The sequence below is a fragment of the Paenibacillus sp. 19GGS1-52 genome (assembly GCF_022369515.1).
Classification (GTDB): domain Bacteria; phylum Bacillota; class Bacilli; order Paenibacillales; family Paenibacillaceae; genus Paenibacillus_AQ.
In genome coordinates this window covers 1,169,394-1,196,148 of record NZ_CP059724.1, presented here as the reverse complement: position 1 = coordinate 1,196,148, position 26,755 = coordinate 1,169,394, and the positions used below count along the sequence as shown (strand labels likewise).

The 26,755-nt window shown below is 46.7% G+C and carries 29 protein-coding genes; 5 read left to right on the top strand and 24 right to left on the bottom strand.

Annotated elements, in window-relative coordinates:
- Window positions 1–3 precede the first annotated feature (3 nt).
- From H1230_RS05530 to H1230_RS05465, 14 genes are all read right to left on the bottom strand, one after another.
- Window positions 4–501: a sigma-70 family RNA polymerase sigma factor gene (locus H1230_RS05530; RefSeq protein ID WP_239717120.1), complete on the bottom strand. Its 498-nt coding sequence runs from the start codon at window positions 499–501 to the stop codon at window positions 4–6.
- 184 nt (window positions 502–685) lie between these two features.
- A complete protein-coding gene (locus H1230_RS05525; RefSeq protein ID WP_239714571.1) occupies window positions 686–1,069 on the bottom strand; it encodes an ATPase in 384 nt (127 codons plus the stop codon).
- A 159-nt stretch (window positions 1,070–1,228) separates the two neighbouring features.
- Window positions 1,229–2,002 (bottom strand): ABC transporter permease, encoded by a 774-nt coding sequence (locus tag H1230_RS05520; RefSeq protein WP_239714570.1) that lies wholly within the window; start codon window positions 2,000–2,002, stop codon window positions 1,229–1,231.
- A complete protein-coding gene (locus H1230_RS05515; RefSeq protein ID WP_239714569.1) occupies window positions 1,999–2,913 on the bottom strand; it encodes an ABC transporter ATP-binding protein in 915 nt (304 codons plus the stop codon). The genes H1230_RS05520 and H1230_RS05515 overlap by 4 nt, the downstream gene beginning before the upstream one ends.
- On the bottom strand, window positions 2,913–3,104 hold the full coding sequence (locus H1230_RS05510; RefSeq protein WP_239714568.1) for a PLD nuclease N-terminal domain-containing protein: 192 nt from the start codon (window positions 3,102–3,104) through the stop codon (window positions 2,913–2,915). The genes H1230_RS05515 and H1230_RS05510 overlap by 1 nt, the downstream gene beginning before the upstream one ends.
- 263 nt (window positions 3,105–3,367) lie before the next feature.
- Window positions 3,368–3,697, bottom strand: coding sequence for a YxlC family protein (locus tag H1230_RS05505; protein WP_239714567.1), 330 nt, complete (start codon window positions 3,695–3,697; stop codon window positions 3,368–3,370).
- On the bottom strand, window positions 3,687–4,223 hold the full coding sequence (gene sigY, locus H1230_RS05500; RefSeq protein ID WP_239714566.1) for an RNA polymerase sigma factor SigY: 537 nt from the start codon (window positions 4,221–4,223) through the stop codon (window positions 3,687–3,689). Before sigY ends, H1230_RS05505 begins: the two co-directional genes overlap by 11 nt.
- 83 nt (window positions 4,224–4,306) lie before the next feature.
- The gene (locus tag H1230_RS05495) at window positions 4,307–4,630 is read right to left on the bottom strand and encodes a hypothetical protein (RefSeq protein ID WP_239714565.1); all 324 of its coding nucleotides are present in this window, start codon (window positions 4,628–4,630) and stop codon (window positions 4,307–4,309) included.
- Window positions 4,631–4,781: 151 nt separating this feature from the next.
- On the bottom strand, window positions 4,782–5,411 hold the full coding sequence (locus H1230_RS05490; protein ID WP_239714564.1) for an MBL fold metallo-hydrolase: 630 nt from the start codon (window positions 5,409–5,411) through the stop codon (window positions 4,782–4,784).
- Window positions 5,412–5,415: 4 nt separating this feature from the next.
- Entirely contained in the window at window positions 5,416–5,982 is a 567-nt protein-coding gene (locus tag H1230_RS05485) for a thioredoxin family protein (protein ID WP_239714563.1), read from the bottom strand.
- Entirely contained in the window at window positions 5,979–6,593 is a 615-nt protein-coding gene (gene uptA / locus H1230_RS05480) for an undecaprenyl phosphate transporter UptA (RefSeq protein ID WP_239714562.1), read from the bottom strand. Before uptA ends, H1230_RS05485 begins: the two co-directional genes overlap by 4 nt.
- 252 nt (window positions 6,594–6,845) lie before the next feature.
- Window positions 6,846–9,032, bottom strand: a complete 2,187-nt coding sequence (locus tag H1230_RS05475) for an O-antigen ligase family protein (protein ID WP_239714561.1) — start codon at window positions 9,030–9,032, stop codon at window positions 6,846–6,848.
- Window positions 9,033–9,161: 129 nt separating this feature from the next.
- Window positions 9,162–10,355, bottom strand: coding sequence for a class I SAM-dependent methyltransferase (locus tag H1230_RS05470; protein ID WP_239714560.1), 1,194 nt, complete (start codon window positions 10,353–10,355; stop codon window positions 9,162–9,164).
- A gap of 90 nt (window positions 10,356–10,445) precedes the next feature.
- Window positions 10,446–11,120: a DUF6483 family protein gene (locus tag H1230_RS05465; protein ID WP_239714559.1), complete on the bottom strand. Its 675-nt coding sequence runs from the start codon at window positions 11,118–11,120 to the stop codon at window positions 10,446–10,448.
- A 222-nt stretch (window positions 11,121–11,342) separates the two neighbouring features.
- Here H1230_RS05465 and H1230_RS05460 point away from each other — a divergent pair, with 222 nt between their 5' ends.
- Together H1230_RS05460 and H1230_RS05455 are read left to right on the top strand one after the other, a co-directional pair.
- Window positions 11,343–11,906, top strand: coding sequence for a winged helix-turn-helix domain-containing protein (locus H1230_RS05460; RefSeq protein ID WP_239714558.1), 564 nt, complete (start codon window positions 11,343–11,345; stop codon window positions 11,904–11,906).
- Complete coding sequence (locus H1230_RS05455) at window positions 11,903–13,225, top strand: MFS transporter (RefSeq protein ID WP_345773398.1); 1,323 nt, start codon at window positions 11,903–11,905, stop codon at window positions 13,223–13,225. Before H1230_RS05460 ends, H1230_RS05455 begins: the two co-directional genes overlap by 4 nt.
- A 90-nt stretch (window positions 13,226–13,315) precedes the next feature.
- Here H1230_RS05455 and H1230_RS05450 read toward each other — a convergent pair whose 3' ends face one another.
- Window positions 13,316–14,110 (bottom strand): alpha/beta fold hydrolase, encoded by a 795-nt coding sequence (locus H1230_RS05450; RefSeq protein WP_239714557.1) that lies wholly within the window; start codon window positions 14,108–14,110, stop codon window positions 13,316–13,318.
- 71 nt (window positions 14,111–14,181) lie between these two features.
- The gene (gene yyaC, locus H1230_RS05445) at window positions 14,182–14,709 is read right to left on the bottom strand and encodes a spore protease YyaC (protein WP_239714556.1); all 528 of its coding nucleotides are present in this window, start codon (window positions 14,707–14,709) and stop codon (window positions 14,182–14,184) included.
- Between the two features lie 151 nt (window positions 14,710–14,860).
- On the opposite strand from yyaC, the gene H1230_RS05440 reads away from it, so the two are divergent.
- Window positions 14,861–15,085 (top strand): DUF1128 family protein, encoded by a 225-nt coding sequence (locus tag H1230_RS05440; RefSeq protein ID WP_154122472.1) that lies wholly within the window; start codon window positions 14,861–14,863, stop codon window positions 15,083–15,085.
- A gap of 118 nt (window positions 15,086–15,203) precedes the next feature.
- Here the strand turns inward: H1230_RS05440 and H1230_RS05435 are convergent, their stop codons facing one another.
- Entirely contained in the window at window positions 15,204–16,205 is a 1,002-nt protein-coding gene (locus H1230_RS05435) for an asparaginase (RefSeq protein ID WP_239714555.1), read from the bottom strand.
- 337 nt (window positions 16,206–16,542) lie between these two features.
- Between H1230_RS05435 and H1230_RS05430 the strand changes: the two genes are divergently transcribed.
- Window positions 16,543–17,013 carry a YtxH domain-containing protein gene (locus tag H1230_RS05430; RefSeq protein ID WP_239714554.1) on the top strand — a complete coding sequence of 157 codons (471 nt, stop codon included), beginning with the start codon at window positions 16,543–16,545 and terminating at the stop codon, window positions 17,011–17,013.
- Window positions 17,014–17,133: 120 nt separating this feature from the next.
- The gene (locus H1230_RS05425) at window positions 17,134–17,466 is read left to right on the top strand and encodes a DUF5665 domain-containing protein (protein ID WP_154122475.1); all 333 of its coding nucleotides are present in this window, start codon (window positions 17,134–17,136) and stop codon (window positions 17,464–17,466) included.
- A gap of 69 nt (window positions 17,467–17,535) precedes the next feature.
- On the opposite strand, the gene H1230_RS05420 is transcribed toward H1230_RS05425, so the two are convergent.
- The 7 genes from H1230_RS05420 to H1230_RS05390 form a co-directional block, all read right to left on the bottom strand.
- On the bottom strand, window positions 17,536–18,306 hold the full coding sequence (locus H1230_RS05420) for a sigma-70 family RNA polymerase sigma factor (RefSeq protein ID WP_239714553.1): 771 nt from the start codon (window positions 18,304–18,306) through the stop codon (window positions 17,536–17,538).
- Window positions 18,303–18,755 carry an anti-sigma B factor RsbW gene (gene rsbW, locus H1230_RS05415; RefSeq protein WP_239714552.1) on the bottom strand — a complete coding sequence of 151 codons (453 nt, stop codon included), beginning with the start codon at window positions 18,753–18,755 and terminating at the stop codon, window positions 18,303–18,305. The genes H1230_RS05420 and rsbW overlap by 4 nt, the downstream gene beginning before the upstream one ends.
- Window positions 18,756–18,773: 18 nt before the next feature.
- Window positions 18,774–19,112 (bottom strand): STAS domain-containing protein, encoded by a 339-nt coding sequence (locus tag H1230_RS05410; protein ID WP_239714551.1) that lies wholly within the window; start codon window positions 19,110–19,112, stop codon window positions 18,774–18,776.
- Window positions 19,113–19,205: 93 nt separating this feature from the next.
- Entirely contained in the window at window positions 19,206–20,876 is a 1,671-nt protein-coding gene (locus tag H1230_RS05405) for a response regulator (protein WP_239714550.1), read from the bottom strand.
- Window positions 20,877–20,896: 20 nt separating this feature from the next.
- Complete coding sequence (locus H1230_RS05400) at window positions 20,897–21,766, bottom strand: CheR family methyltransferase (protein WP_481857118.1); 870 nt, start codon at window positions 21,764–21,766, stop codon at window positions 20,897–20,899.
- Window positions 21,767–21,850: 84 nt separating this feature from the next.
- A complete protein-coding gene (locus tag H1230_RS05395) occupies window positions 21,851–25,525 on the bottom strand; it encodes a response regulator (protein WP_239714549.1) in 3,675 nt (1,224 codons plus the stop codon).
- Window positions 25,522–26,694, bottom strand: coding sequence for a SpoIIE family protein phosphatase (locus H1230_RS05390; protein WP_239714548.1), 1,173 nt, complete (start codon window positions 26,692–26,694; stop codon window positions 25,522–25,524). Before H1230_RS05390 ends, H1230_RS05395 begins: the two co-directional genes overlap by 4 nt.
- Window positions 26,695–26,755 lie beyond the last annotated feature (61 nt).

Below are 26,755 nucleotides of genomic sequence, written 5' to 3'. Positions count from 1 at the left end.
CTTTCACATTCCACTCAGCAGACTTTTCCGTGCCCTGAAGAGTCGCGACTTCACTGCCGTCTCGGATATGTTCAGAACTTCCGCAACTTGCCGAATAGGCATATCCTGAAAATAATGAAGCAAAACTACGGTTCGCAGCGGATCATCCAACCTCTCTACTGCTTCACGCAGCTCAATCTTTTCATATTCGGCACTTGTGGTGTGAGATTCTAGCTGAGTTACAACTGCATCTGCCTCAACTATATTTTTCTGCCTGCGCAGATGCTGGCGACATTCATTAATGAGGATGCGCAGCATCCATGTTTTGAAGAACTCTGGCTGACGTAAACTCCGGATAGCTTGATAGGCCTTGAGTGTAGCTTCCTGCATGACATCGGCACAATCCTCATCCCTGTTCAGAATAGAACGGGCCATGCCGTACATTTCAGGTTCAATTTGCCGGCACAGCTGAATAAAGACCTCGCTATCGCCGCTCTGCGCTTGTTGTACAGCTGTTATCATCTTCACATAGGGTTCTCCTTTAAGTGATATGGCTCACAATAGTTTAGATACCTAAAATAGGTAAACGGTTGTATTTCCTAGAAAATAAATAAAAAAAGGTATCCCTCAAGCCAAATTGGCAAGGGATACCTTTCCTAGCAGATGTCTATTAATTCAACAAAAATCCGACTTGCGCCAGCTTCACTTAAATCCAAGCTCGGAGATTTACTTGTTTGATAAATTCCGCTTGAGACAGACCTTCTTTTGACGTAGTTTCCGTCTCTTCTGTTTCCATATCTTCACCGTTCATCAAATGATGAAACAGCTTCTCATTATACGTGGACAAAGCATAATCGATTAACGCTTCGTGCGTAGCTCTCTCAGCCTCTACTACCAGCAGATTCTCTTCGGCCTCAACATCCTCTGCCGTAACATAAAAGTTCCGGTTTGCTTGAGGTACGCGAATGACATAATCAAACGCGTTATCCGGATTGCGATCGTAAGCAATCAGATAGCCGTAGTCTCCGATAGGAAGACTCTGCTCGAAAGCGTCCGCGACTATGACAATCTTCTCTCCTAAATGCAGCATCGTCCTACCTCCTGCCCCAAAATCTATTAATGGTTTTGCTTGTTTCAACAGTCTACTAAAAAAAGATAGTGCTGTCCAGCAGGAGGAGAGCCAATTCAAATATTTTTCCAATATATTCACTTTTATAGATAGAAAGAGGGCTGCCGCTCTATTCCCGTCTTAATTCGGCAATATATTCCTACGGATCATGAGCGAAGCTCCGGCAATACAAATCAGGATCAAAACCGCTGCAGATAGGCAAGGACCCATCAAAGATACACTACCAGCTTGTAAAAGAACCTGGGCGGATAAGTCAGGAAGTGCCGCGGGCGTCCAGTCCAACCATGATGGCAACAAACCATGAGCCAACGCCAACCCCGCTGTTAATAAGAGGCCCAGAAAAGCAGCGACGGGTGCGCGCAGAAAAGCACTAAACAGCAATGTCATAGAAACCGCACACAGCAGCCAGAGTCCATATATAGACGCAGCAGCCAAAACGGTGCTCCATGACAAAGAACCAATCAGCTGCTCTATGTAATACCCAGCAGCAACAGCTCCCAATCCAAGCGCAATCATAAGCAAAGTCAACAGAGCTGCCCATTTGGCAATGACTAAAGCTATAGGAGTCAGCGGTCTTACTAGCACCATCTCCACAGTCCCGCTATGCCGTTCACCAGAAAGACTATTCATTGTTGCCAGCGCCAATACCAGCATACCTATAGAACCATACTGACCAAGCGCTTGCGCCATAACAGTAGCCGCACCCGGGATAACATAACCTTCCAGAAGCCCTGGCGGTACATTTCCGGAGGCTTTCAGAATTTCCGGCATGTAATAGGTCGTTAGCGGCTGCATAATGCCTAATATTATGAACACTACGGGTATCCAGAGCAGCTTATAGCTGCGCAGTGATTCCAGCATTTCTTTTTGATAAAATATCCAAGCACTCCTCATGCTCCCACCACTTTCATGAACAGATCTTCAAGCGTAGAAGAACCTGCTTCAAATTGCAGCAATGGGATATCCAGACTTGCCGCTTCCTGTAAAATACTCCGGCGCGCAATTTCTACATCGCTAACATTAAAAACTGCTCCATCGCCTGATATACGGGCCTCTACTATAAAGGGCTTCGAAGCCAAAGTTTCCAGCCACTGCAACGCAACGTCATTCTTCTCCGTGCGCATACGAATAACTGGAAGACTGTATTTCGAGCGAAGCTGGGATAAGGCTCCCTGTTCCGCAATTAGTCCACGGTTCATCAAAATAATGTCATCACATATTTCTTCAGCATCATGCAGCACATGTGTAGAGAACAGCACGGTCGTCTCTTCACGAATATCTCGCAGCAGCTCCATGACCTCCCGGCGGCCCAGTGGATCAAGCGCTGATACCGGTTCGTCAAGCAGCAGTAAACGAGGTCGATGCACTAGCGCCTGTGCAAGACCAAGCCGCTGCTTCATTCCTCCAGAATAACCGCCGATCCGCCGGCGGGCATCTTGAGCGAGACCTACGCGCTCAATAGCCACTGCTGCCATGCTGGCTGCTTCCTTTGATCCGCTGCCGCTAAGTTTAGCGGCGAAGGTAACATACTCCATGCCGCTCATCCAGCCATAAAAAGCTGGAGCCTGCGGCAAATATCCCAGTGCCCTGCGGTAATCCATTCCAGGAGGGCTGCCATCAAAAGAAATGGCCCCCGCAGTAGGCTGCAGCAATCCGGCAAGCATACGCAGTGTGGTTGTTTTGCCTGCTCCATTGGGACCCAGCAAAGCAACACACCTCCCTTGCTCTATTTCAAAGCTGATGCCATCGACAGATGTATGCTTGCCATAGCTTTTGCATAATTTATTGACCTGAAGCAGCGGCATCAGAAATCTTTCCTTCCTACCGTAAAATAGACAATACTGCCCAGAATGTTGCCGAAAATAATAATAATTAACCATAGCCACTTCGGACCGCGTGTATGCTCTGCTTTGGCCAATGAGATCAAACCAATGATCGCCAGCAATGCCTGCAATATCAGCAACGGCATGATCAATCCCCAATTCACACTATCCATGCTTGCCTCATCCTCTCCATAGTTTATTTAGGAGTACCTTATTGTATCTATTCAGGATTTAGTCCTCTGTCTGCGTTTCTCTGGAAAAATGACAAAGAGTAGGTATACAACCGTTGGTGTAGGCATTGTTGTAATCCCCCATAACCCCCAAAACCACGCTCTCCTGCCTCTACTCCTCGCATTCTGAAACAACCATGTTCCCTGCAGCATTAAGCCGGCTGCTAAACAAATCCATAACCATAGAGGGAGTTCCTGCAGCTCTTTCAATCTTCTGCACCCTCTCTTCTTCGTCTTATATAGGCACCCGCCAGTCCACTCAACCCCACAACAGGTATAAGTGCTTGAACAACCCAATATATAGCTGGTGCAGAGCTAAGGACAGCCAGACATGAACTGAGGAGAATTAATGATATCAGCCAGAATAACAGCAATTCTTTACGAGCTTGGCGATTGCTCCGGACAGTTTCCGCGACAAGGAAGCGCTCAAGTTCCTGTAGTGAAGGTGCGTTGATGTCATCAAATTGTGCATCCAGGCGGTGAAGTTCCCCTGTCAGCTTCTGCAAAAACAACTCCTGATCCTGCTCATTCTCCATCCTCATTCAACTCCTTTCTCATTTGGCTTATCCCATAGGCAACCCGTGATTTGACCGTCCCGGATGGAATTTGCAATATCGCTCCGATCTCATCATAACTGTATCCGTAATAATGCTTCAGCAGTAGAGCCACCCGCTGGGCAGTTGGCAGTCGAGAGAGAGCATCCAGCACTACACTCCACTCCTCACCTCGGCTCTCAAACCGCCAACGGATGGAACGAGCACCTTGCTCCTCCTGCTGCTTCCACTCCGCTTCCCGCTTCCAACGCCGCTTCCGGTCGATATAAAGCCTAGTCGCAATCGTAATCAACCATGATGAGAAGGCGGAAGACCCATTATAGGTACTGATTCTTTCCATACACCGAACCATCGTATCCTGGACGATTTCTTCTGCAAGCAAGGGGTCCATGGTGACCTTGACTAAATATTTGTACAAAAAAGTATAGTGTTCACGCAGTAGCCCAGCCAGCGCCGAAGCATCGCCTTGCTGCGCTTGTCTGATCTGCTCCTGCACCTGGTCACTCATCTGCCTCTCCATCTACGATTTTGTTAGCCGTTTCTTCTTGACCTCTGTAATACGATTGAGTATGCCGAATCGTTCAATTCCACTTATAATTTATTTTTGAGCTCCCATAGCTTGCGCCGCCAAGGCTGGACAGCCCCTCTACCTGTAGGGAAACTCCAAAATGATGTCAATGCCGGTGTAGCGGAAACCATCCGGGCATACTTGCCCCCTTCCCCACTTTCCTGAAGCAATGAATTGCTCAGCGCCTCTTGTTCTGGCAGCAGTTCTCTTCGCTCAATAAACGAACAGAAGCCGCCTTTTCCCGGACAATCCGAAAAAAAACGGCAATTTGCAATGCAAAAGTTATCCGATTCAGCTGCTGCATTATACTGCCCATAGTCCATGCGGTAACGTATATCGTTCTTCAATCTACTTCCTCCCATACATTTAAAGCTATATGTAGACAAAAAAAAAGAACGCAAACCGGGATTATTCCACAGTCTGCGTGCTTCGCGAGGTAAATGTTACATTTAATTAACAATATTGTATCAAGTTTGTATCCTTTTGTCTATCCATAAATTACAACGTTACGTAAGGATTGCGAACTCGTTCAAAACCAATCGTTGTCCGCGGGCCATGTCCTGGATACACTTTGACTTCTTCATCCAGTTTATATAACTTCCCACGGAGAGAGTCGAATAAATCCCGTTCTCTGCCGCCGGGCAGATCAGTGCGTCCGACACCCAACTTGAACAGCACATCGCCAGAAAAGAGATCATCACCGCACAGGAAGCTTACACTGCCTGGGGAATGGCCAGGTGTATGAAATACACGGAAGGTATGTCCAATCATCTTCAGGGTTTGGCCTTCTGCAAGATCATATTCTGCCGGATCTGTAGTTAAGGGTGGTGCAACATCCGGCCACAGCAGTGAACCGTTCAGCTTGGCACTGGTCAGCCATTCACTTTCTAGCGCATGCAAATATACAGGACATTTCTTAAGCTTACGGATCTCATCCACACCACCCATATGATCAAAATGGGCATGCGTCAGCAAAATAGCCTCAATTTCCATGCCTTCAATACTCCGCACCAGCGCAGCTGGATTCATACCGGGGTCGATAATAATTCCCTTGGCAGGATCTGCTCCAGTCAGTAGATAGGCATTCGTCTGAAGAGGCCCAAGATTAAATGAGCGAATATTCAACATGTATTTAGAATCCGGAGATCAGCGCACGCAGCTCTTTAACAATAACAGCATGTGATTCCGTTCCTTCCCCGTAGGCTTGACCCATCGCCTTGCGTACTTCCGTGATTTTGCTCTCATAATCGGCGGCTTCACGGTCGGGATTCTCCCGTTTGAACGCATTCATTAGACTCTGCACATGCTCCGGACGAGGACCCCAATGGCCCAGCACATATCCGCCTGAATCTGCAAAAATTACGATCGGCACGGCTCTGCCGCCCATAGTCAGATAGTCATCCATTACTTCTGGATGTTCTTCCAGAATCAATACTTCTGTCTTAATACCCGCTGTCTCCAGAATACGGAAGACAACTGGAACATTACGCACTACATCGCCGCACCAATCTGCCGCAAGAATGAGCACACGCAAATCGTCACGATGGTTCAGACTTTCAAAATATTCATGGTCGCTCTCATCTTCCCAAGTGAATTTCTCATACCAGGTTTCGAACGCCTGCTGATTACGGGTCATTCCTTCTACAAATTGACGGGGCGTCAGACCTTGACCATATTTAGGGGCTACATTCTGTTTCATATCGCACTACCTTTCTTTTTGGATTTATACCACTTGAACAGGAAGTAAATGATAATGACGGCAAGTGCCACTAGAATAATCTCTTTCGTGTAGGGAGCAGCTTTCTCATCGATATTCTCCCATTGGTCACCCAATTTGTATCCTAAAAAAACAAATAATGTACTCCAAGGAATAACAGCAAGCGTAGTTAGCAATGTGAACTTACCCAGCGGCATACGGGATATGCCTGCCGGAACCGAAATAGCATGACGCACAATCGGGATAAAACGGGCCGTGAAAATTACGCCTGTGCCGTATTTTTCGAACCATACTTCGGAATGATCGATATGCTTCTTTTTAATAAAAATATACTTGCCGTATTTCTCCAGTACAGGTCTGCCACCATAGCGGCCAATCCAGTAAACAAAGATTTGGGCAATAACGCCGCCTATTGTACCGAACAGAACCGCGCCAAAGAAATTAATATCCCCAGACCAGACCAGATAACCACCATAAGCCAAAACAATTTCACTAGGAATGACTTCAATCATTAGTCCGATCATAATCCCGAAATAACCTAGATTCTGGATCCATTCAAATAATTGCGAGATCAGATCAGAAATAAAATGCATTCTTAAGTTCCTCCTCCCGTTTCTTGGCAAAATACGTCATTGCTGCATGGTTAATTACAACATTTCCGCTCCTGCTCTATGTCGCCAGTTTCTCTTAGCCTATTCTAGCATAGGAAAGCTTACGACTTCTACTTCTGTAAAAGGCCTCTCCTATTCTCTTAATCTAAAAGGATAAGTAAATAAGTTCCAATACAAAAATTCAGGGAATACAATTCAAGCGAACCGTCCCCATCATTTACACCACCATTAGCATTAATGAGCAAGCAGCAACCCTCTCAGTTGCCAGTTTAAGCTGTCGGCTTCTTTGGCAACTCTGAAATGGCGGTCATTATGTTGCCCCCCACTTCTGTTCTCCTGCTCCACCAGCAAACGGTATTGCCGGAGAAGCCCCATCCCTGCAGCAGCACTGCTCTTCGCCTCTCCTATATCCCCTGCCGCGAGCCTACGCTGGCCCATCGCCAGCAGATCTTCAATAACTCTCACCCGTTTGACGTAGTTGTAGACATCCAATTGTAGACTTTGGCGTATCCAATACAGCGCAACTCCAGGATTGTCTTCCCTCGTCATGCGTTCCGTTAGTTCCCAGCTTAAAACGGTAGAACTCGGAGAATAATTCAAACTGCTCTGCAATAAGCGGGCCGCTTGTTCCGTCGGTAGCATTCGCGATAAAGCCACAGCCGTTCTGGGCACATACGGACCCCAGTCCAAGGATTGCTGCAGCAGTTCTGCTCTTTCCGTGAAGGTTAGGGCTTGTTTGCCGGCTTGCTTGTATAAATCTATACCTTTATAAGCATGCAAAGACAACAGGCCCAGACTTAAACAAGCACAGCAGGCTACAGTAGCCATGACTTGGCCCGGATAGCGAAATCCACGCAGAGCAGTTTGGCAGTTGATACGGCTTATATCTATAAAAGCTGACTGATTGACAGGCTTGAGCTGGGCAGTAGCACTAGCCGTTTGGCCCGCGCAAGCCACAGCAAGCGCGGGCAGCCAGAGCAGCAATAACCAGACCAACCCGTAGCTCCAATCAAAGTCAACGGCACTGTGCAAAATCAAGACCAGAAATGGCGGCAACAGCTGTGGTGCTGCCAGGGTCAGCAGCCAGCCTGTCGCCAACAGTAGCAGAGCAGTAGCTGTCAAGCCGACAATACCTAGGTTTAACAGGATGTCGAGATAACCGTTATGCACCTGGCTGCCTACATAGGGGTGGGACTGAATGGCGAGGTATGTACTCGCCCAGGTCTCGCCTCCGCGACCCAGCCAGGGCGCCTCTGCCGCGAGTTTCCAAGCGTCGCGGTAAAAAAGCCCGCGCGCGGATACCGTCGACGACGGTCCGGTGATGCGCGCGTGCACGTGCAAGAGGACGGCGGTGCCCGCCGCCGTCCAGCCTGCCGCTGCCGGTGCCAGCACGGCGGCGCGGGTCCAGCCCGCCGCCGCGCAGCGCTCGCGGCGGCACAGCCATAGGCCGGCTAGCAGCGCGCCGGCCCAGAGCCCGGCCAGCGCCAGCAGGCCGGGCAAGGGCTCTACCGCCAACCCGGCACGGGCCAGTTGGCGGTAGAGCAGCGCCGCTGCGGCCACGGGCGCGGCGCCAGCGGTAAGAAGCGGCGCAAGGAGCCGCCGCTTCCAGGGCAGTACGGCGGCTGCGGCGCAGGCCGCCGCCAGCCAAGCGCCGCGCGACTCGCTGAGCAGCAGCGCGGCGGCGTAAGGGAATAGCGGCAGCTGGCGCAGCAGCGCAACTGCCGTGCTGTCCTTTGCTGAATAGGCATCGCCTAAGGTGGCGAACAACCGCTCCAGCAGAAAAACAGCCATTACAGCACCAAATGTATTGGGATATTCAAGCAGTCCGCCCAATCTAGCCCCAGTAACACTAACTCCCAGTGCATCACTGTAGGCTACCGCAAATGGGAGCGGAACAATTCCGCAGACAGCCAATAAAGCAGTAAGGCATAACGTCATTCCTACTCCGTGCCAAGCGGCGATGAGTAATCGACCCACTCGCCGATTTCCTGCACAGGTGTAGGCCACAACAGCAAAGCTGGCATAAAGCCCCCAACGTAACAGTTCGTTCAATGTGCCTTGGACTGATATAGAACCCCGCAGCCAATGGATGGCATAGAGTGCGAGAATCAAAACAGAACCGCTCAGCATCACCAATCCTGCTCTCTGAGTTCTTCGTATACTGCTGTTGCTCTCCACTGCACTTTCCCACGCAAATACATTTCTGGACGCCGCTTTATTCCCTCTCCTGCCAGCAACAAAGAATTTAAGAGCTATAATTACGGCACACAAGACAAACCATACTGCTAAGAAAGCGTACATCTCCTCAGCAAAAAAGAATCCGCGCAGCCAACAAGCAGCTGCTCCGGCCACTATAACTGCAGTTGCAGCAATATAATTCACTACGGGTTCCAAACCATACTCTATTCTTCCACGCCACATTTTAATTTCCCCTGTTTGCTTAAGTTATCTCTATTCTGCCCATATTTGTCCACAACCAAAACGGGCTACCTCCTGTAAGGAAGTAGCCCGTTTTGGTTGCAAAAAGGTATAATTACAAATTACAATTATTTATCCCTGCACTGGAATTTCAGTGGGAAGCAGATCGGCACATACCCGTTCAAGATAAGGCTTCGCGCCCAGGAAATCGCGGAATGCGCTGTATTCGCGCCATTTAGCAGCATTATCGCCACCTGAGCTTTTGACCGCACGAATCAGGATGTTCTTTGGTGTATGTTCCATGTCGATGAATTCTAGCAACTGGCTGCGGTAACCCATCAGGTCCAGCAGCTTGGCACGGATTGCATCGGTAGCCAGAGCTGAGAAGCGCTCCTTCAGTATGCCGTGTGACAGCAAGGGGCTGAGCACGTTACTCTCGACTTGGTTGAATAATTCATGCTGGCAGCAGGGCACGGACAGAATGACTGAGGCACCCCAGCGTACAGCCTTTTCCAAGGCTGCGTCTGTTGCGGTATCACAGGCGTGAAGGGTTACGACCATATCCACCTGCTCCAGTTCATTATATTCGGCAATATCGCCAACAAGGAAATGAAGCTTGTCGTAACCCAGCCTTGCAGCAAGTTGCGCGCAGTGTTCAATGACATCCGCTTTCAGATCCAGACCCACAATATTCAGCTCCCGTTTCTCACGGACTGCTAAATAATGATAAAGCGCAAACGTTAAATAGGATTTACCGCAGCCAAAATCAACAATGGTCAACGGTCGGCCCGTTGGCAGATCAGCAAGCACATCTTCCACCATCTCCAGAAAGCGATTGATCTGCCGGAACTTATCGTATTTCTTGGCCAGCACTTTGCCTTCCAGATTCATAATGCCCAGCTCTACCAGAAACGGAACCGGCTGCCCATCCTCCAATACATAACGCTTGCGACGATTGTGAGCCAAATCCGGTACTTCTTGCTTACTTGGGGATTTAGTGAGTATCGAGACTTTGTATTTTTTGCTAACCAATACCTGGTAATCAGCCTCTACCGTACAGATCAGGCCTTGACGAAACGTCTCTCTCAGTAACAGTGTCAGTTCCTCCGCCGCTAACTCCACGGGTACATTGCGATGCTCAACCTTTGCTCCAATATAATAGGCAAACTGATGATGCAGCTTGCCCTTTAATTCAACAGGTTTAACCTGCACCTTCGTGTAGGAGGCCTCTCCTTTATTACGCAATTGACTTAAGGTCGCCGTAATCAAAGTTCGGTCCCTAATTAGTTGTTCAATAAGAGCTTTTAAAGATTCCACAACGCACATCTCACTTTCCTGATTTAAAATTCGATTAACACATTATATCATGCTCTACCAAGAGAGCACTTAGCTTCATAAATATTGGTATCGGCGTATTTAAAGAATATTCGACTCGGCATGTATCATGTTAAGCCTGCTCCATTCTGATATTCCCTGTTTCACTTCCTCTAAGGGAAGATTACCTTGTTCCAATTCGACAGGAGATATGAGCAGCAGCCGCTCGTACAGCTCCGCTCCCGCCACTGACATATCTTCACCCTGTTCCCACAGCCTGTAAAGGCTATCCTCGGCTTTGCCGAAACGTCCAACCGATTCCATATAAGCCAGCAACAGCCGCTCCGTCTTGACCGGCAGCCGGTAAGCCTGCACTTCCTGCAGAAGCTCATTGATATCTTGCGTCATACTCAGCAGTCCGCGGTCAGCACCATTCAGATCCGCGTACAAATATAAATGCAACGCCCGCATGCCTCTGAATAGCGCTGCTTCCTTATTGTTGTTCCCGGCATAAATGCTGCCCTCTTCCTTCAGCAGCCGGGCCACTCCTTGCAATTTGTCGGATTCGATCACACCGCCCAGACGATACATATCTATAATGTCCTCCACGGACAGTGAATTCAAAAGTCGGGAGTTCAGCCGGAAGTGCCGGTTCAGCAGCTCATCGACTTCCCATAACGCTTCCGTCGTCTTCCGCTCCTGTTTCAGAGTCATTACCTTGGCTACCATCGCCGTCATGTCCTCAATCATCCGGACAATATAATCTCTTCGAAACATGCTGCACACCCCTTTTTGGTTACTTTGGCTGTAAATCTCTCTAATTAATCTTAAACCATTCCCGAGTACTATGCCATTCTATAGACGGAAATTCTAAGACCTTGACAGAAAAACAATCGCTATAATACACTAGATCCAGCTTCGATCTGCATTACAGATCGAACTATTAAACAGATCGTATGGCGATCGTTCCAATTTATCGTTCAACAGGAGGAAACAACCATGAACAATAACACCCATGGACAAGAAGAAGCGGATAATGATAACCTTCAACCGCAAATCCAGCTGCAAGATAGTAACACTCCCACTCCACTGCCGGTTACACCTGAGCAGGATAAATTATTGGAAAGTGCATTACGAATTAAGATTATGCATGCTCTTGCTGGAGAACCTCTTACTTCCAAACAAGTTGCTGAAGATCTACAGAAGACACCAGGAAACATCCATTACCATATCATCAAGCTGTTTGAAGGCGGATTGCTTGATCTCGTCCGTACCGAAGTGACCGGAGGAATTGTCCAGAAGTTCTATCGCTCCAAAGCTACTTGGTTCCGCTCAGCAAATTTTAGCGGCTTTCAGTTTCAGAAGGAGGACACTGTCGAACATTTCACCACAAGACTGACGTTATCCGAACGCGAATTGGAGAACTTTCAGCAGGAATTGAAACAGTTTATCTCCATTTGGGAATCCAAAATCACCCATGGTGAAGAGTACGGTGTGGATATCGTCATTGGACGCTTAAATACCGATTCTACTCCAAGCTTAGGCGGTGAATCCTTGAAATGATACCAGTCAGCACGCCTGAAAAAGCCAGCAATAATCCGCTACGAGGATTTGCCGCTCCTTTTGCGAGCTCACGGGCCTTCCTTTATCTATGGCTCGGTCACCTTATCTCTTTTCTGGGCAGTTCAATAACGATGGTTATTCTCCCAGTATTAGTCTATTCAATGACTGGCTCTACAACTATCATGGGCTTCGTCATGGCTGCTTATATGCTGCCAAATGTGCTCATGCTCCCGATCTCTGGACACATTGTAGACCGGTATGACCGGGTAAGGATTATGATGCTGGCGGATATCGCCCGCAGTGTCATCATGCTGACAACAGCGGTCCTCTCGTTATCTGGACTGCTCAGTATTCCGCTGCTCTTCGTATTAGTGGGCTTCTATGGTCTGCTTGACGGATTATTTCAACCCGCTTATGCCGCGGTCCGCGCTACCGTATTCACCCCTGACATTCGAAATGCAGCCAATTCACTAACACAAATGACCACGCAAACGGTACGGCTGATCGGCCCAGCGCTCGGCGGATTACTGATCACTCATCTGTCCGCAGGTTTCGGCTTCGGCATGGATGCCTTAACTTATTTATTATCCTTTCTCTGCCTTATCTATTTGCGCAAATTCCTGATCGTCAGATTAAGGCCTGAACTCTCTACCCCATCTTCGCTCAGCAACCAGTCTCAGTCTCCTACGGCATCACCTGAAGTTCCATCCGCACCGAACTGGAAGGCAGACTTCAAAGAAGGAGTAGCAGTGCTGCGGAGCAATCCCTGGCTGTGGATTACAATTTTGGCTTTTTCGTTTATCAATATTTGTTACGCGGGAATTACAAGTATTCTTATTCCTTGGCTCTTTAAGATTCATCATGGGTGGGAGCCTTACCTTTACGGCCTTGCTGTCACCTTCTCTGGTGTGGGCGCTATCGTTGGAGGACTGCTGTACGGCATGAGGCCACAATGGAATCATCGGGGTCTTATGGCTTATGGGGGAGCTTTTCTAAGTGGATTGGCGCTTTTGCTACTGCCCTTTGTCCCTACTGCAGCAGGGGCAATCACCCTATTCGCCCTAGAAGGCTTTGGCCTTATGATCTTCGGCCTCATCTGGGAGGTCAGCCTGCAGGAGCTTGTCCCGCAGGAGGCCTTCGGACGTGTAGCCAGTCTGGATATGCTTGGCTCCTTCGCCTTGCTGCCAGTGGGGTATGTTCTTGTTGGATGGCTGGCCGACCTCATAGGCGGCGTCGCTACTATTGCTATTTTTGCCGGAGCCGGCATGACCTGCATTGCGCTGGTTCTATGCATCCCAGCCATCCGCAAGTTTCAATAGCTAGTTAGGAGCAGAAAGAGGCAGCACTCGCCAAATCCAGCGGGGGCTGCCTCTTTCTTAAGTGTAACTATTAATCGAATTCCACAACTGCTATTTCTGAGTAGCAGCTTGCACAAAGTCCCTTATGATGCCAGCTAATTGCTCGGGCGCTTCAAACAGGCTCATATGGCCCACCCCAGGAATCGTCGCTTGCGTTACATTGGGTTTGTCCGAAGTAAAGATTTTTTCAGGAGGTACATGTGTGTCCTTTTCTCCGGCAACGAGCAATATCGGAAGCACACTGGCTGAGATCACATCACGGCGGTCCGGACGCTCACGCATAGCCAGCGCTGCTCCTGCTGCACCCTGTGGAGGCGTTCTGTAACCAATCTCCTTCGCACGCTCCAACAGCTGTGGAGCGGCTTCAGCGGTTGTTGGAGCGAATAGTCCAGGTACCAGCGCATCTACAAAAGCGGTAATCCCCTCATTTTGAATCGTGCTGACGCTTTTCAGACGTTTCTCTTTAGCCTCTTCACTATCTGGATATCCAGTGGAATGAATTAGTCCAAAACCCCGCAACCGGGCGGCATAACGCTGTGCAAAAGACAATGTTATGTAACCGCCAAGTGAGTGGCCCAGCAAAGTGAACTGCGGAATCTCCAGGGCATCCAATACGGATAACACATCATCTGCCATCTGTTCAACGCTGTAAGCTCCAAGCGGAGCATCCGAAGTGCCATGACCTCGCAAATCAAGGGCAATGATGCGGTAACTGCCGCTTAAGGCGGGAATGACCTTCTCCCAATAATCAGCGCTTCCACAAAAACCATGCAGCAATACGATAACTTCGCCTTCCCCTTGATCACTGTAGCCAATATTACTTCCGTTTGAATGAACTATTTCCATTAGATGATTCCTTCTTTCTATGTAAAAAGTGATATCTATTATTAAGCTAATACAGTCTCCTTGAAACTTTCTTAACGTACCCGCCCGAATCCTGCTGCTGCCGCATCGGCAATCTGTTCAGCCATAAGCATGACTCTGTACAGCGGGGTCGTCTGTAATGTCCGATAGGGCTTGGGACCGTTAATATCAACAATGGCGGCGAGACTATAATGCCCTACAGCCGGTAGATGTAGTCCGACCGATTGGGCTGGCTGCAATGGCTCATGAGAGGCAAAAAAGAAGCCAAGCGCAAGCGGAGGTCCTAAACAGGCATCAACTGCTATCACAATATGCCCAGCAGGTATACCACCTATACGGGCCACCAGATTATCAGCATCACACGGAGACGGAAGCGTACCGACCACATTTGGAAAGCCGTACTCCAGTAATTTACTGCCCGTCAGCGGACCCAGAGCATCCCCTGTAGAACGGTCCGTTCCAATACAAAGAAAGGTGATTTGCTCTACCGTATGTTGTTCCGAGATTTTACGAAAGAAGGAACTTAGCTCTTCAGCTTTCAGCCTACTTCGTTTTCCGCTCCCCTGCTCCCTAATCGCCAATGCCTTCGCTCCCTCCGATGTGAATAACCACCTTAAATTATCTTTAATTTTACATGATTTCAGCTGACCTCACAAAAAAATGGTGGTATAGCACCCAAACATGATAAAATAAAAGATGAATACACCGAGCAGAGAGGATGTTAGTAACCCAATGGATTTAACAAAGCCTAGTCAGGAAAATGTTGAATATATGATTGAAGGCATCAAAACCAAACTTAAGATGGCCAGTGCCGCAGCTATGCAGGCATCCGCATTCTCGGTGAATAACTATGAGGATATTCTTGATGTTTACGAAGTAACTATGGGCAGTGACAGACTCAGCATTTCCCAGGTGGAAGCGCTCGTGTCCGAGCTCGGACGTCTGCGGCAAAAATAAATCAAGCTTTTTTGCAAAGGAGCCCCTCGCTCTGCTTCCATCCAAGTCGGTGGATTAGCAGGGTAAGGGGCTCCTTTGCTGTGCACTTTGTTACGTCAGGACAGGACAGCTTCTCTAACTAGATTAGCTCCAGCTGGAATTCTGGAGCGGCATGACCCACCTGTCTACCTCCATCATTATAAATAACCCCTGAAAAGGCGGAACGGAGCTTTTCCAGAGTGTTCTTCTGGCTATATCCCAACTGCTCCAGAATACTCTGTACAATAAGACCCCACTCTTCTTCCGAACCGTCTAGAATTTTAAAGGAAATCCCGAGCCGTTCCTGGCGCAAGCCGAAACAATAGACACCCTTGAAACCACCTTTGGCAATGATATTCCCATCCTCTAACAGAATGGAATCCAACCGTCCGTGTCCAGAAACCATCTCTGGATGGGTGTTCATCGCAGAAGTAATCACTTTAACCGCTTTACGCGTTGGCTCATCACTGATCAAATCAGGACAGGCCAGCTTCAAATAAGCATTCGCCAGCGCTGTCAGAGGTAGCGCAAATACCGGCAAGCCGCAGCCGTCCGTGCCGAGGCCAATACTTTCCGGAGCAACATCAGCCATATAAGCAATCGTGCTAAGGATCTCACGCTGCACAGGATGCTCTGGTTGTGAATACTCGTCGAGCGGCAGACCCTTCAGTTTGCTATAGGACAGAATCCCCATATGTTTGCCTGAGCAATTATGATAAAATCTTCTTTTGCCAAAGCCGCGTATAGCCTGTTCATGGCTATTCAGATCCAGCGGATAACTTGTTGCGCAAATCATTTGAGATTCCTCAATACCAATTTTGGATGAAATACTTTCCAATGTATCAATATGATAGCTCTCCCCACGGTGAGAAGCAGTCATCAGAGCGATTTCGGCTGAAGTAAGTCCATATTGCTCGGCAATCCCCCCTCGAATACCTGGAATCGCCTGCAGCGGCTTAGCCGCAGAACGGGTAAAGGATACAAAGCCGGGGTCTCCAGCATAACCCTTTAACAGTCCGCCTTCTCCTACAATCGCGATATGCCCGCTATGAACACACTCTAGCAAATCCGACCGATATTCCCGCACTAACACAGTTTCCATGATGTCTCTCCTCTTTTCTCTATATAGCCGATCCTAGATGATTAATAATAGAAAACTCTATAATCTTTCCTTCATGTAAGGTAGTTTGTAAAGTCCCAAAACGGACTGTTTCAAGGTGATAATGCCTTGTTATTTCGAACATCCTTCTCCTTACTCCAGAAATCTTTCTCTTGCGCTTCTAATGTTTCAGCTTACATACTAACGTTTATATACGAAGTAAGAACTTCAGGTTATCCTGATATCTAAATGAAGAAGGCACCGTTACAGAAACTCGAAACGCCGTTTCGGCCCGCCGACTGATTTTGGAATACAATATTCTCTTAAGGAGTGATTTGTGATGAATAAAGCAGAAACAGAATACCCGGTACAAAGCGGAAGTACTTTACTAAAAGGAATCTTTATAGGTAGTTTAATTGGGGCTGCAGCAGCCCTGCTGTTTGCACCAAAACCAGGTCGTGAATTGCGCGATGATTTATCCGACAAGCTTGCACTTGCGACTGACAAGACCAAAGAGGTTGCCGGTGCAGTGACTGACAAAACGATATCGATCGCTACTACTGTTGGAGAAAAAGCAAGTGATTTGGCGAGTACGGTGTCCGCTAAGGCCTCCGATATCTACACTACTGTCAGTGATAGTAAACAGCAAATTGCTGCTACTTTACACGATACTGGTAAGAAGATCGGCGAAACGGTAAGTGACGCTTCGGCAAGTATAGCTGCTGATGTAACTGATGCCTCCAAAGATGTAGCTGATGAAGCATCCGATGCCAAAGAACAAGTCAAAGATACCTATAAAACAAACTATTAAGTTACCTTAATACACAAGCTACGCTCTACCCTGCCGATAGCCAGCTGACCGTAGCTGGCTATTGGTGCGTAATAAAGATTGATCATAAGCCCTTCGGGCTACAGAAAGTAGGGAATACTTATGGGAGATCTGGAAAATAGAACCAAGGTTTACGAAGTCGAGGAGCATCCCTTTGAGCTGCGGCATGAGCTGAAAAGGTTAAATGCTCGTCTAGATAAAATTGCAGATTCACTGGAAAAGTCTGAATTCAAAGACATTCTTGAGAACTATACAGATCCCAAAAAGCGAATCATTACGAATCTTATGGCTGGAATTTCCCGCGGTTTAGGTCTTTCTATTGGCACCTTCGTCATTCTCGGTTTGCTGGGTTATATCCTGAGTCTATTTCTTAATGTACCAATTATTGGGGAATATCTTGGTGAGATCAAAAAGTATATTGATGCTAACAGTTAGGTTTAAAAATAAAGGGCATGCTCTTCTCCTCTAAGGAGAAAAAGCATGCCCATAGTCGTTACTGGTAATTTAATAGGAAGAATTCGACATAATCTGTTTAAGCTTCTCGGTAGCCCGCTTCTGAATCCGTGATACGCTCATTTGTGAAACACCCAGCTTCTGTGCGATAGCTCGCTGTGATTCGCCATCCTGGAAAGCCAACAACAGCACCTGCTGCTCCTGTTCCTTGAGTTGTCCAAGGGCTTGCTGGAGATCCATCCGTTTCTCAAGCGATTCATAATCATTGGCATCTGAACTGATAAGCTCACCAAGCGTAGCGCCGGTCTCTTCTTGCGAGATAGGTGAATCCAGTGATACGTAGTGATAGCACTCCCTACCTGCCAGTATCTCTACAGTTTCCTCAACAGATAGTTCAAGATAATGAGCGATTTCTTCTACTGCAGGAGAACGTTCTAACCTAATTGTTAATTCATCGATCGCCTGCTGAACTAGAGCCCCTTTTTCTTTGATCCGTCTCGGAACCTGTATGTACCAGGATTTATCACGCAGGTAATTCTTCATATGTCCAATCATACTCTTCATGGCATACGGTTCAAAAGGAATACCCATACTGATATCATACTGCTGCAGCAGCCTTATGAGCGCCATCTGACCCACCTGATACAAATCCTCATATAGGTCAGGACGATTACGGGCAATTTTGCCAGAAGCCATCTTAACCATAGGCTCATACTTCTTGATCAGTACTGTAGCAATATCATTATCCTTTGTTTGCTGGTACTCCCAAATAAGGCTTACTGCTTCATTCATGGACTCTGGGGGAGTCACCTTTTCGTTCATACTTTCTCCTCGGTGAAATGAAGTCGCTTGGTCAAGGTAACAACTGTTCCTTTCCCTGTTTCACTCACGACGCTAACATCATCCATGAGTGCCTGCATCAAATAGAACCCCAGCCCTCCGACTTGAACGTCACTCAGCTCTTTATCGTGCAGCGTCAAACGCTCTTCGGACGAATCCATTCCATCAAAGCTCTCCCCCTCATCTTTGACAGTTATGGATAAAGACTTTGCTCCAACTTCAAAAATGACATCCACTACTCCATCTTTCTGACCGTAAGCATATAATACAGAATTATTACAAGCTTCTGATACCGCTACCTTCATATCTTCAATATCCTCATATGTAAAACCCATCTTTGAGGCAATACCATATAAGTTCAATCTGACAATATCGACATATTCTGCGCTGGCAGGTAACTGTAGAATCACTTTTTGTCCATCATCACTCATTCTAAGTTCGATCCTTTCCTAGTGGGAGTCCTCTTGGGGGGCGAAAAATTTGGAAATACCAGTCATATCAAACAGCTTCTGTATTTGCGAAGGAACTTCGACCACTGTAAATTTCACTTCCAGTCCGTGCCTTGCTTTCAGTATTGACAACAAAATTCCAATACCTGTGCTATCGATGTATCTTAATTCCTTAAGATTAATGACAAGATCAAGTCCCTTATCACCTACCAACGGCTCCATAACTAGCCGGAAATCGGGAGCAACTGACAAATCAAGTTCTCCAATCAGAAAAACTGTACATACACTACCTTCTGTTTCGGTTATTGCCTGGAACTTTTCGCTTTTATGTGTATTCATATACAATCTCTCCTGATAAGTGTTTTCTTTACCAATAACCCTAAAGTCCTACTCTTGAAACAAATCATTCTGCTAGTACTAGTATAAATTAGGTCAGGCATTATAAATAGACGTATTGCGCTCGGGAAACAATTTATTCTTAGGGGAATAACGGGTGATAATCTGCTTAATGCTGCTCAATTTGAGCGGCTTGCTAATATAGTCATCCATCCCTGAGGCTATACATCGACTCTGAATTCCATCCATCACATTAGCCGTCATCGCAATGATCACAGCATTCTGGGCCGATAGGCCCCCACTGAGACGAATCTGTGTAGTAGCCTCCAGACCATCCATTACAGGCATTTGCAGATCCATAAAGATGAAATCATAAGCATGTGTAAGTGCCATCGCAACCGCTTGAGCGCCATCTTCGGCAATCTCTGCCTTAAGACCTAGCTTTTGCAGCATACTAGCCATTAATCTCTGGTTGATGGGGTGGTCATCCACAATCAGTGCTTTGCTTTGTTCATTCCCACTAGATAAAATCTCAACAGGTTCCTCTTCCTGGTTAATCCCTACCAGTTCTTCCTCAGGCGCAGACACTTGAATGGTAAAAACAAAGGTTGCCCCTTTTTCTTCCATTGATTCTACCCGGATATCACCACCCATAATTTCGACAAGAGATTTGCAGATAGCAAGTCCAAGGCCAGTCCCTCCATATTTCCGTGTCATAGAGGAATCAATCTGGGAGAACGGTTTAAACAGACGATCGCATTTTTCTGGGGAAATACCAATGCCAGTATCTTTAACAGTAAATTCTAATACCATCTTATTATCCGCTGTTTGTGAATTTGAAGCAACTAAATAGACACCGCCCTGGTTGGTAAATTTAACTGCATTAGCAACCAGATTAATTAATACCTGACGTAGACGGGCCATATCTCCATATAAAAGCTTTGGCAGCTTCTGATCGATAAAAAAGATAAGCTCTAAATTCTTCTTGCTTGCTTCCACAGAGAAGAGATTAAATACCTCCTGAATGCAGGAACGAAGTTCAAATAGCTGCTCTTCCATTTCCATTTTTCCCGATTCCATCTTCGTGAAATCCAGAATATCATTAATTACGGCAATGAGTGTATCGGCACTTTTCCGAATAATTTCCGTATATTCCTTCTGCTCTGGGGCAAGCTCAGTCTCCATTAACAAATCAGTCATTCCTACTACACCGTTCATAGGTGTGCGAATCTCATGGCTCATCATGGCCAAGAATTCTGTCTTGGCTTTGGCGGCAATTTCCGCATCTTCCTTAGCCTTGACCAGTTCACCATTAATTCTTTCCAGTTCCTGTGTTTTTTGCTGCAGCAGCATGGATTGGGTTTGATGTTTTTTGCTCGTCAGATACATTTGCACAAAACCTTCAATTTTAGAGTTCAGAATTTGTGGAATGAAGGGTTTGACCATATAATCAATGGCTCCTGCTGAATAACCTGCGAATAGATGCTCCGCATCCTTGCTATTAGCCGAAATGAAAATAATCGGAATATCTTTCGTTTTGTCTCTGGCCTTAATCAATTTGGCGGTTTCTATTCCATCCATATCCGGCATCTGTACGTCCAGTACGATCACTGCAAACTCATATCTCAATAGACATCGCAGCGCTTCTTCGCCGGAGATGGCTTTTATTAGCTTATATTGCTGATTCTCAAGCACTGCCTCCAGCGCCAGCAAATTTTCCGGACGGTCGTCTACCAGTAGTATATGAACCGGTTCTTGAAACCCCATAGGACCCTCCCTCAAAGCTGCTATTTAATCTTCCGATAGATTTTCTCCACTCTGTCCAGGGGTTCGTAGCTATCGCTGTACCCAGTGAAATGAATTGATTCTTTAGAACCGAGCACGAGTACTCCGAAACGACTCAGGCTTTCATTGAACAAGCCATGGACATGATCCCTAAGCTCATCATTGAAATAGATCATTACATTACGGCATAAGATCACATTAAATTCATTAAATGAAGTATCAGTGGCTAGATTATGCTCTGCAAAAATAATGTTTTTGCGTAAATAAGGCTGTAAAATCACCGAATTATACTTTGCTGTATAGTATTCTGAGAACGCGCGTGTTCCACCCGCCTCCAGATAGTTCTTGGTATACTGTTTCATCTTACTAATATCGTACACACCCTCTTTAGCCTGCTGTAAAGAGCGTTCGTTCATATCTGTGGCATAAATGCGTGCTTTGTCATACAGTCCTTCTTCATGCAACAGAATAGCCATGGAATAAACTTCTTCGCCTGTGGAGCAGCCTGCATGCCATATTCGAATGTAAGGATAGGTACGCAGCAACGGGATTACTTTTTGTCGAAACGTTAGAAACAATCCCGGATCTCTAAACATCTCCGTTACAGGTATAGAAAGGCTATAAATAAAACGTTCGAAGCAGGCACGATCGTGCAGCACCTTCTCTTGCAGTGCGGATATGTTATTTACATTCTCCGCATGAACATGATGCCAGATACGCCGTTTCAAGGAGGGCAACGCATAATTCCTGAAATCATACCCATATAAACGATGTACCCCGTTAAGCAGCAGTTCAATTTCGATCTGCTCCAATTCGTTTTTGACATCCGTTATACTAGTCTTTTCCTCATATTCAGGTTTCATTGCTCCCATTGTGATCCTACTCCCTTGCCACCTGCCATATCTTCTTAGACTGGCTGTTTGTAGTGTTATGAGTTCATTACCCCAAAATTAGAGTTACGAATACAGCCAAACACGCATTAAGGAAAGAAGCTGATCCGTGGCGATCGGTTTTTTCATATAATCAGAGGCTCCGGCTTCAATACACTTGGCGCGGTCCTCCTTCATGGCTTTGGCCGTAAGGGCAATAATCGGCAGCTTTTGATATTGCGGCATCTGGCGAATGCGGCGCATGGCCTCGTATCCGTCCATTTCCGGCATCATCATGTCCATGAGTACAAGATCGAAATTCTCGTGCTCTATTAGCATTTCCAACGCTTCACGGCCATTCTCCGCAAATTTCACTTCCATATGATATCCTTCCAGCACACTAGAAAGTGCAAATACATTACGGATATCATCATCGACAAGTAATATTTTTTTGCCGTCAAATAATTCTTCTTTATTATGAAGCTTCTGCAGTATTTTACGCTTGTCCTCCGGCAGATTTGCTTCTACACGATGGAGGAACAGCGTGGTCTCGTCAAGCAGTCTTTCCGGCGAACGTACATCCTTTATAATAATCGACTCAGCGTACTTGCGTAGCTGTGTCTCTTCTTTGGCATCCAGATCTTTACCGGTATATATAATGATCGGCAGATCGTTCAGTTTCTCATCATCCCGAATCTGATCCAGCAGTTCAAAGCCATTCATATCGTCTAGCATCAAATCAAGCACCATACAATCATATTTCTGCTTACGCAGTTCTTCCAGTGCCTCACGGCCCGAGGAAACAGCAGTAATTGCAACATCATCATGACCGATCAGCTCCATAATCGAACGGCGCTGAATCTCGTCATCCTCTACAATCAGCAGTTGTTTCAAAGTACTGGATGTATAGCTCTCAATCTGCGAGAAGGCCCGTTCCAGTGCTTCTCTCGACGAAGGTTTTCTTAAGAACGCCATCGCACCCATCATAAGTCCTTGCTTCACTTCATCACTAACGGAGATGACATGAATTGGAATATGACGGGTTTGTGCCGCGCCCTTCAGCTCGCTAAGAATCGACCAGCCATCTATCACTGGCAGTTGAATGTCAAGAATGATCGCATCTGGCAAATAGGCTTTAGCCATCTGCAATCCTATATCTCCCTGTAGAGCCACCAGTCCCCTGAAGCCACGACTGCGGGCCATATCGAGTAATATTTTGGCAAAGCTCTCATCATCTTCAATGATTAACAGAATCTTATCCTTTGAGGTCAACTCGTTCCGGTCATCTGCTATCACTGTCTGTACCTGAGATAAAGGCAGCGGGAAAGTCCCAGCCATGGTATGAGGTAGCCTATCTTCGACATACTCTTTCAAAGTAGCGGCCTCTTGGACAGCAGCAACCTCAGCAGATCCCGGCAGCACACTATAATCGGCTTTAACCGGTAAATATAAAGTGAAGCTGCTGCCTTCTCCCTCAAGGGATTCCAGCACAATAGCCCCACCCATTAGACGTGCTAATTCTCGACTTATCGAAAGTCCGAGCCCGGTACCGCCATATTTGCGGCTGGTAGTACCATCCACCTGTTGGAAGGCTTCGAACACAATATCCATTTTATCTGCTGGAATACCAATACCGCTATCTTTCACGACAAGGGCCATAAATGCTACCTCGCGTGGCAGTCCATACGGGAGATGTTCGCTGTCGGCAAGGCTTACAGAGAATTCAACGAATCCTTCACTTGTAAACTTGAATGCGTTAGATAATAAATTACGCAAGATCTGCTTCAGTCGGTGGTTGTCAGCATATAAAATCTCTGGCAGCGTATCTGCAAAGGAGAGGAGCAACGTTAGGCCTTTTTTATTAGCTAGAGGAGCAAAATTTTGTTTTACGAAGCTTTTCAGTTCAGTTAACCGCACCTCTTCATAATTCAGGCTCATTTTGCCTGCATCGACTTTGGACAGATCCAAAATTTCATCAATCATCTTCAGAAGATCAGCACCGGACATATAGATTGTATGTGCGAACTCTACCTGTTTCTCGGTCAAGTTGCCATCTTTATTCTCTGTAAGCAATTGAGACAGGATAAGCAGACTATTAAGCGGTGTCCGCAATTCATGGGACATGTTTGCCAAAAATTCCGATTTATATTTACTGGTAACGGCCAGTTGCAGAGCCTGCTTCTCTAACTGACTGCGCGCATGTTCAATCTCATCCTTTTTCTCCTCAACCTCCTGTACCTGTTCCTCTAAGGCACGAGTTTTGGAGACAAGCTCAGTATTATAATGCTCCAGTTCTTCCTGCTGGCGCTGCAGCATTTCTTCGGAACGCCGAAGCGCATCCGTCTGCTCCTCCAGATTCTCATTGGAACGACGAAGTTCTTCCTGCTGTGTCTGCATTTCTTCCGACTGACACTGCAGTTCCTCCGTGAGTGCCTGAGATTCCCGAAGCAGTTCCTCCACGTTGAGTCGGCGGTTAATGTTGTTAAGCACCACTCCCAGATTCTTTGCTAGCTGATGCAGCAACTCATTATGCAGGCTGCTAAAAGGAGTAAACGAAGCAAACTCGATAACCCCCAAAAGCTCATCTTCGAACAAAAGTGGATAAATTGAAATGTTTTCTGGTTGTGAGTTTCCTAATCCGGAAGAAACTGAAATGTAATCCTCAGGTGCCTTATTAAGTCTGATAGGCATCTTGTCGAGTGCACTCTGCCCCACAAGTCCTTGACCGATTATAAAGCCATCCTTCGGCAATTTATCACCATCAGCAGCATAAAACCCACTGCTTCTGAGCAATTCCGGGTTATGAATATCCTTTAAATAGACTGCGCCGTATTGAGCGCTGAGCACCGGAGTAAATTCATTGATAAAGGTCTGAGCGATCTGATCCAGTGAACTCACTCCGCGCAGCAGCTCAGTTACCCTAGCTACATTAGCATTTAACCAAGACTGGTCACTTTGCGCCTGAGCGTAAGCTTTCTCCATCTGCTGCTTCTGTTCGATATCCTCAGCCATCTCCTTGAAGACACGTGCAACATCACCGATTTCATCTTTAGAAGTAACCTTTATTCGTCGAATGGCTCTTATTTTTCCATTGCCAAAGCTGCTGATCATCATCGATACAACATTCAAACCACGCGTAATACTTGGTATCACCCATAATATAACCCCAAGCCCAAGCAGCAGGCCCAAGATCATAATTAAGGTCACCGTCTGAATGGAGCTTTCATAAGCTGTCTTCGCTTGGGTACTTTCTTCATTCATCATGAAGACGTTGTAATCAGAGAGACTGTTTAAGCTGTTCAACACCTCATTCTGAATATCCTGTCCCTTGGCATTCCGGTAGGTATTGGCATTCTGAAATAACCCGGCCGAGAGCAGCTCCAGCTCCTTATTCTGATAATCTAAATAAGCCGTATAGGCACTTTCGATCCGATTGACGATTTCCATTTCTTCCGCATTGGCCATTGAAGACTTTATGTCAGCAAAATAATCTTCTGCTTTGGTGACCTTTTTACTAATTTCACTTTTCTGGGACTCCACGGTCAGCGCATCGGCATTCAGCATGGATGTGGTCAGTATCCGCGCCATATCATTCACTTCGCCACGCATTCCCGAAGAAGCGCGCCCCTTCATATATCTATCTTGAAAGCCATCCAGCTGGTTATGCATATAATTCAGTCGATCATATCCAATCATTGTTAGCGCAAGCATAATTGCTAGCATCGCACTAAAGCCGATCAGCAGCTTGGCTTTAATCTTCATCCTCTATCTGATCCCTTCATCAGTGATATCCATACTAAGCATTTATCATCATCTCGTTCTTCAACAGCTTTCTTATTAAAAAAAGAAGCATATACAAGCTCTTCCTGCCACTTATGCTCACCTTTCAAATGCTGAACCATAAAGTTAAGCTGCTGCTGCTGTCCACCATCAACCAGTTCCAACAGGCCATCTGTGTACAATACTAGATGCCCATCGTCCTCATAGTTCAGGGTCTGCGGCTGAATATCGATCCGATCAAACAGGCCTACTGGATGGCAGTTGCTCTCAAGCAGTACCGGCTTCGTGTTTGCACCCTCAAAGAGCATTCCTGGCGGGTGTCCTGCATTTACATAATCAATTCGCTTCAGGCGAGTATCGATTACAAGGTAAATAGCTGTGAAATAGTACTGAACCAACTTCTTCTCAATATAGAGCTGGTTAAATCGCCGATTCAGCTCCTGTATGACTTTTTCCGGCTCCACATAGGTAGTCACGGTGTCCTTCAGCACTGAAGCCAGAAACATGCAGAACAGTGAGGACGAAATTCCGTGCCCCATCATATCCAGCAGAATAACTCCATAACGGTCGTCACCAAGTGAGTACCAAGCATATAAGTCACCGGCCAGTTCTGCGGAGGGCTGATAGATTGCATGCACTTCAAAAAATTCCTCTTCTAGCGGTAGACTCAGCACTGCGTTCTGTACAAGAGCAGCCAGCTTCAACTCATCCTGAAGCCGCTGATCCCGTTCTTTATGCCAATCCTTCTCACGTTTCAACCGAAGCGCCAGCCGGATTCTGGCCATGAGCTCCACCTTGTTGATTGGCTTTGTGACATAATCCACGGCACCAGCATCAAGGGCCTCCGCCAATTTTTTGGAATCACCTACAGCGGTTACCATAATAATCGGAATATCCTTCAGATGCTCGTATTGTTGTACAACTCGACAAGCTTCAATTCCATCCATCTCTGGCATCATCATATCCAGCAGAATCAGATCCACGTCAGACATTCGAGTACGCCCTGTTTCATTATGGGAACGAATGCCGAGTAGCTCTAGCATCTCTTTTGCAGACGATGCGGTTATAAAATTCCGGTAATCTTCCTTTTTCAGAATTTCACGGATAATAATTACGTTAGTTGGATTGTCATCTACAATTAATATTCTCATCGTTCTCACCTCGCATTAATTATGTAGTATTGCATTATCTCTATCATACATATTCAAGTAG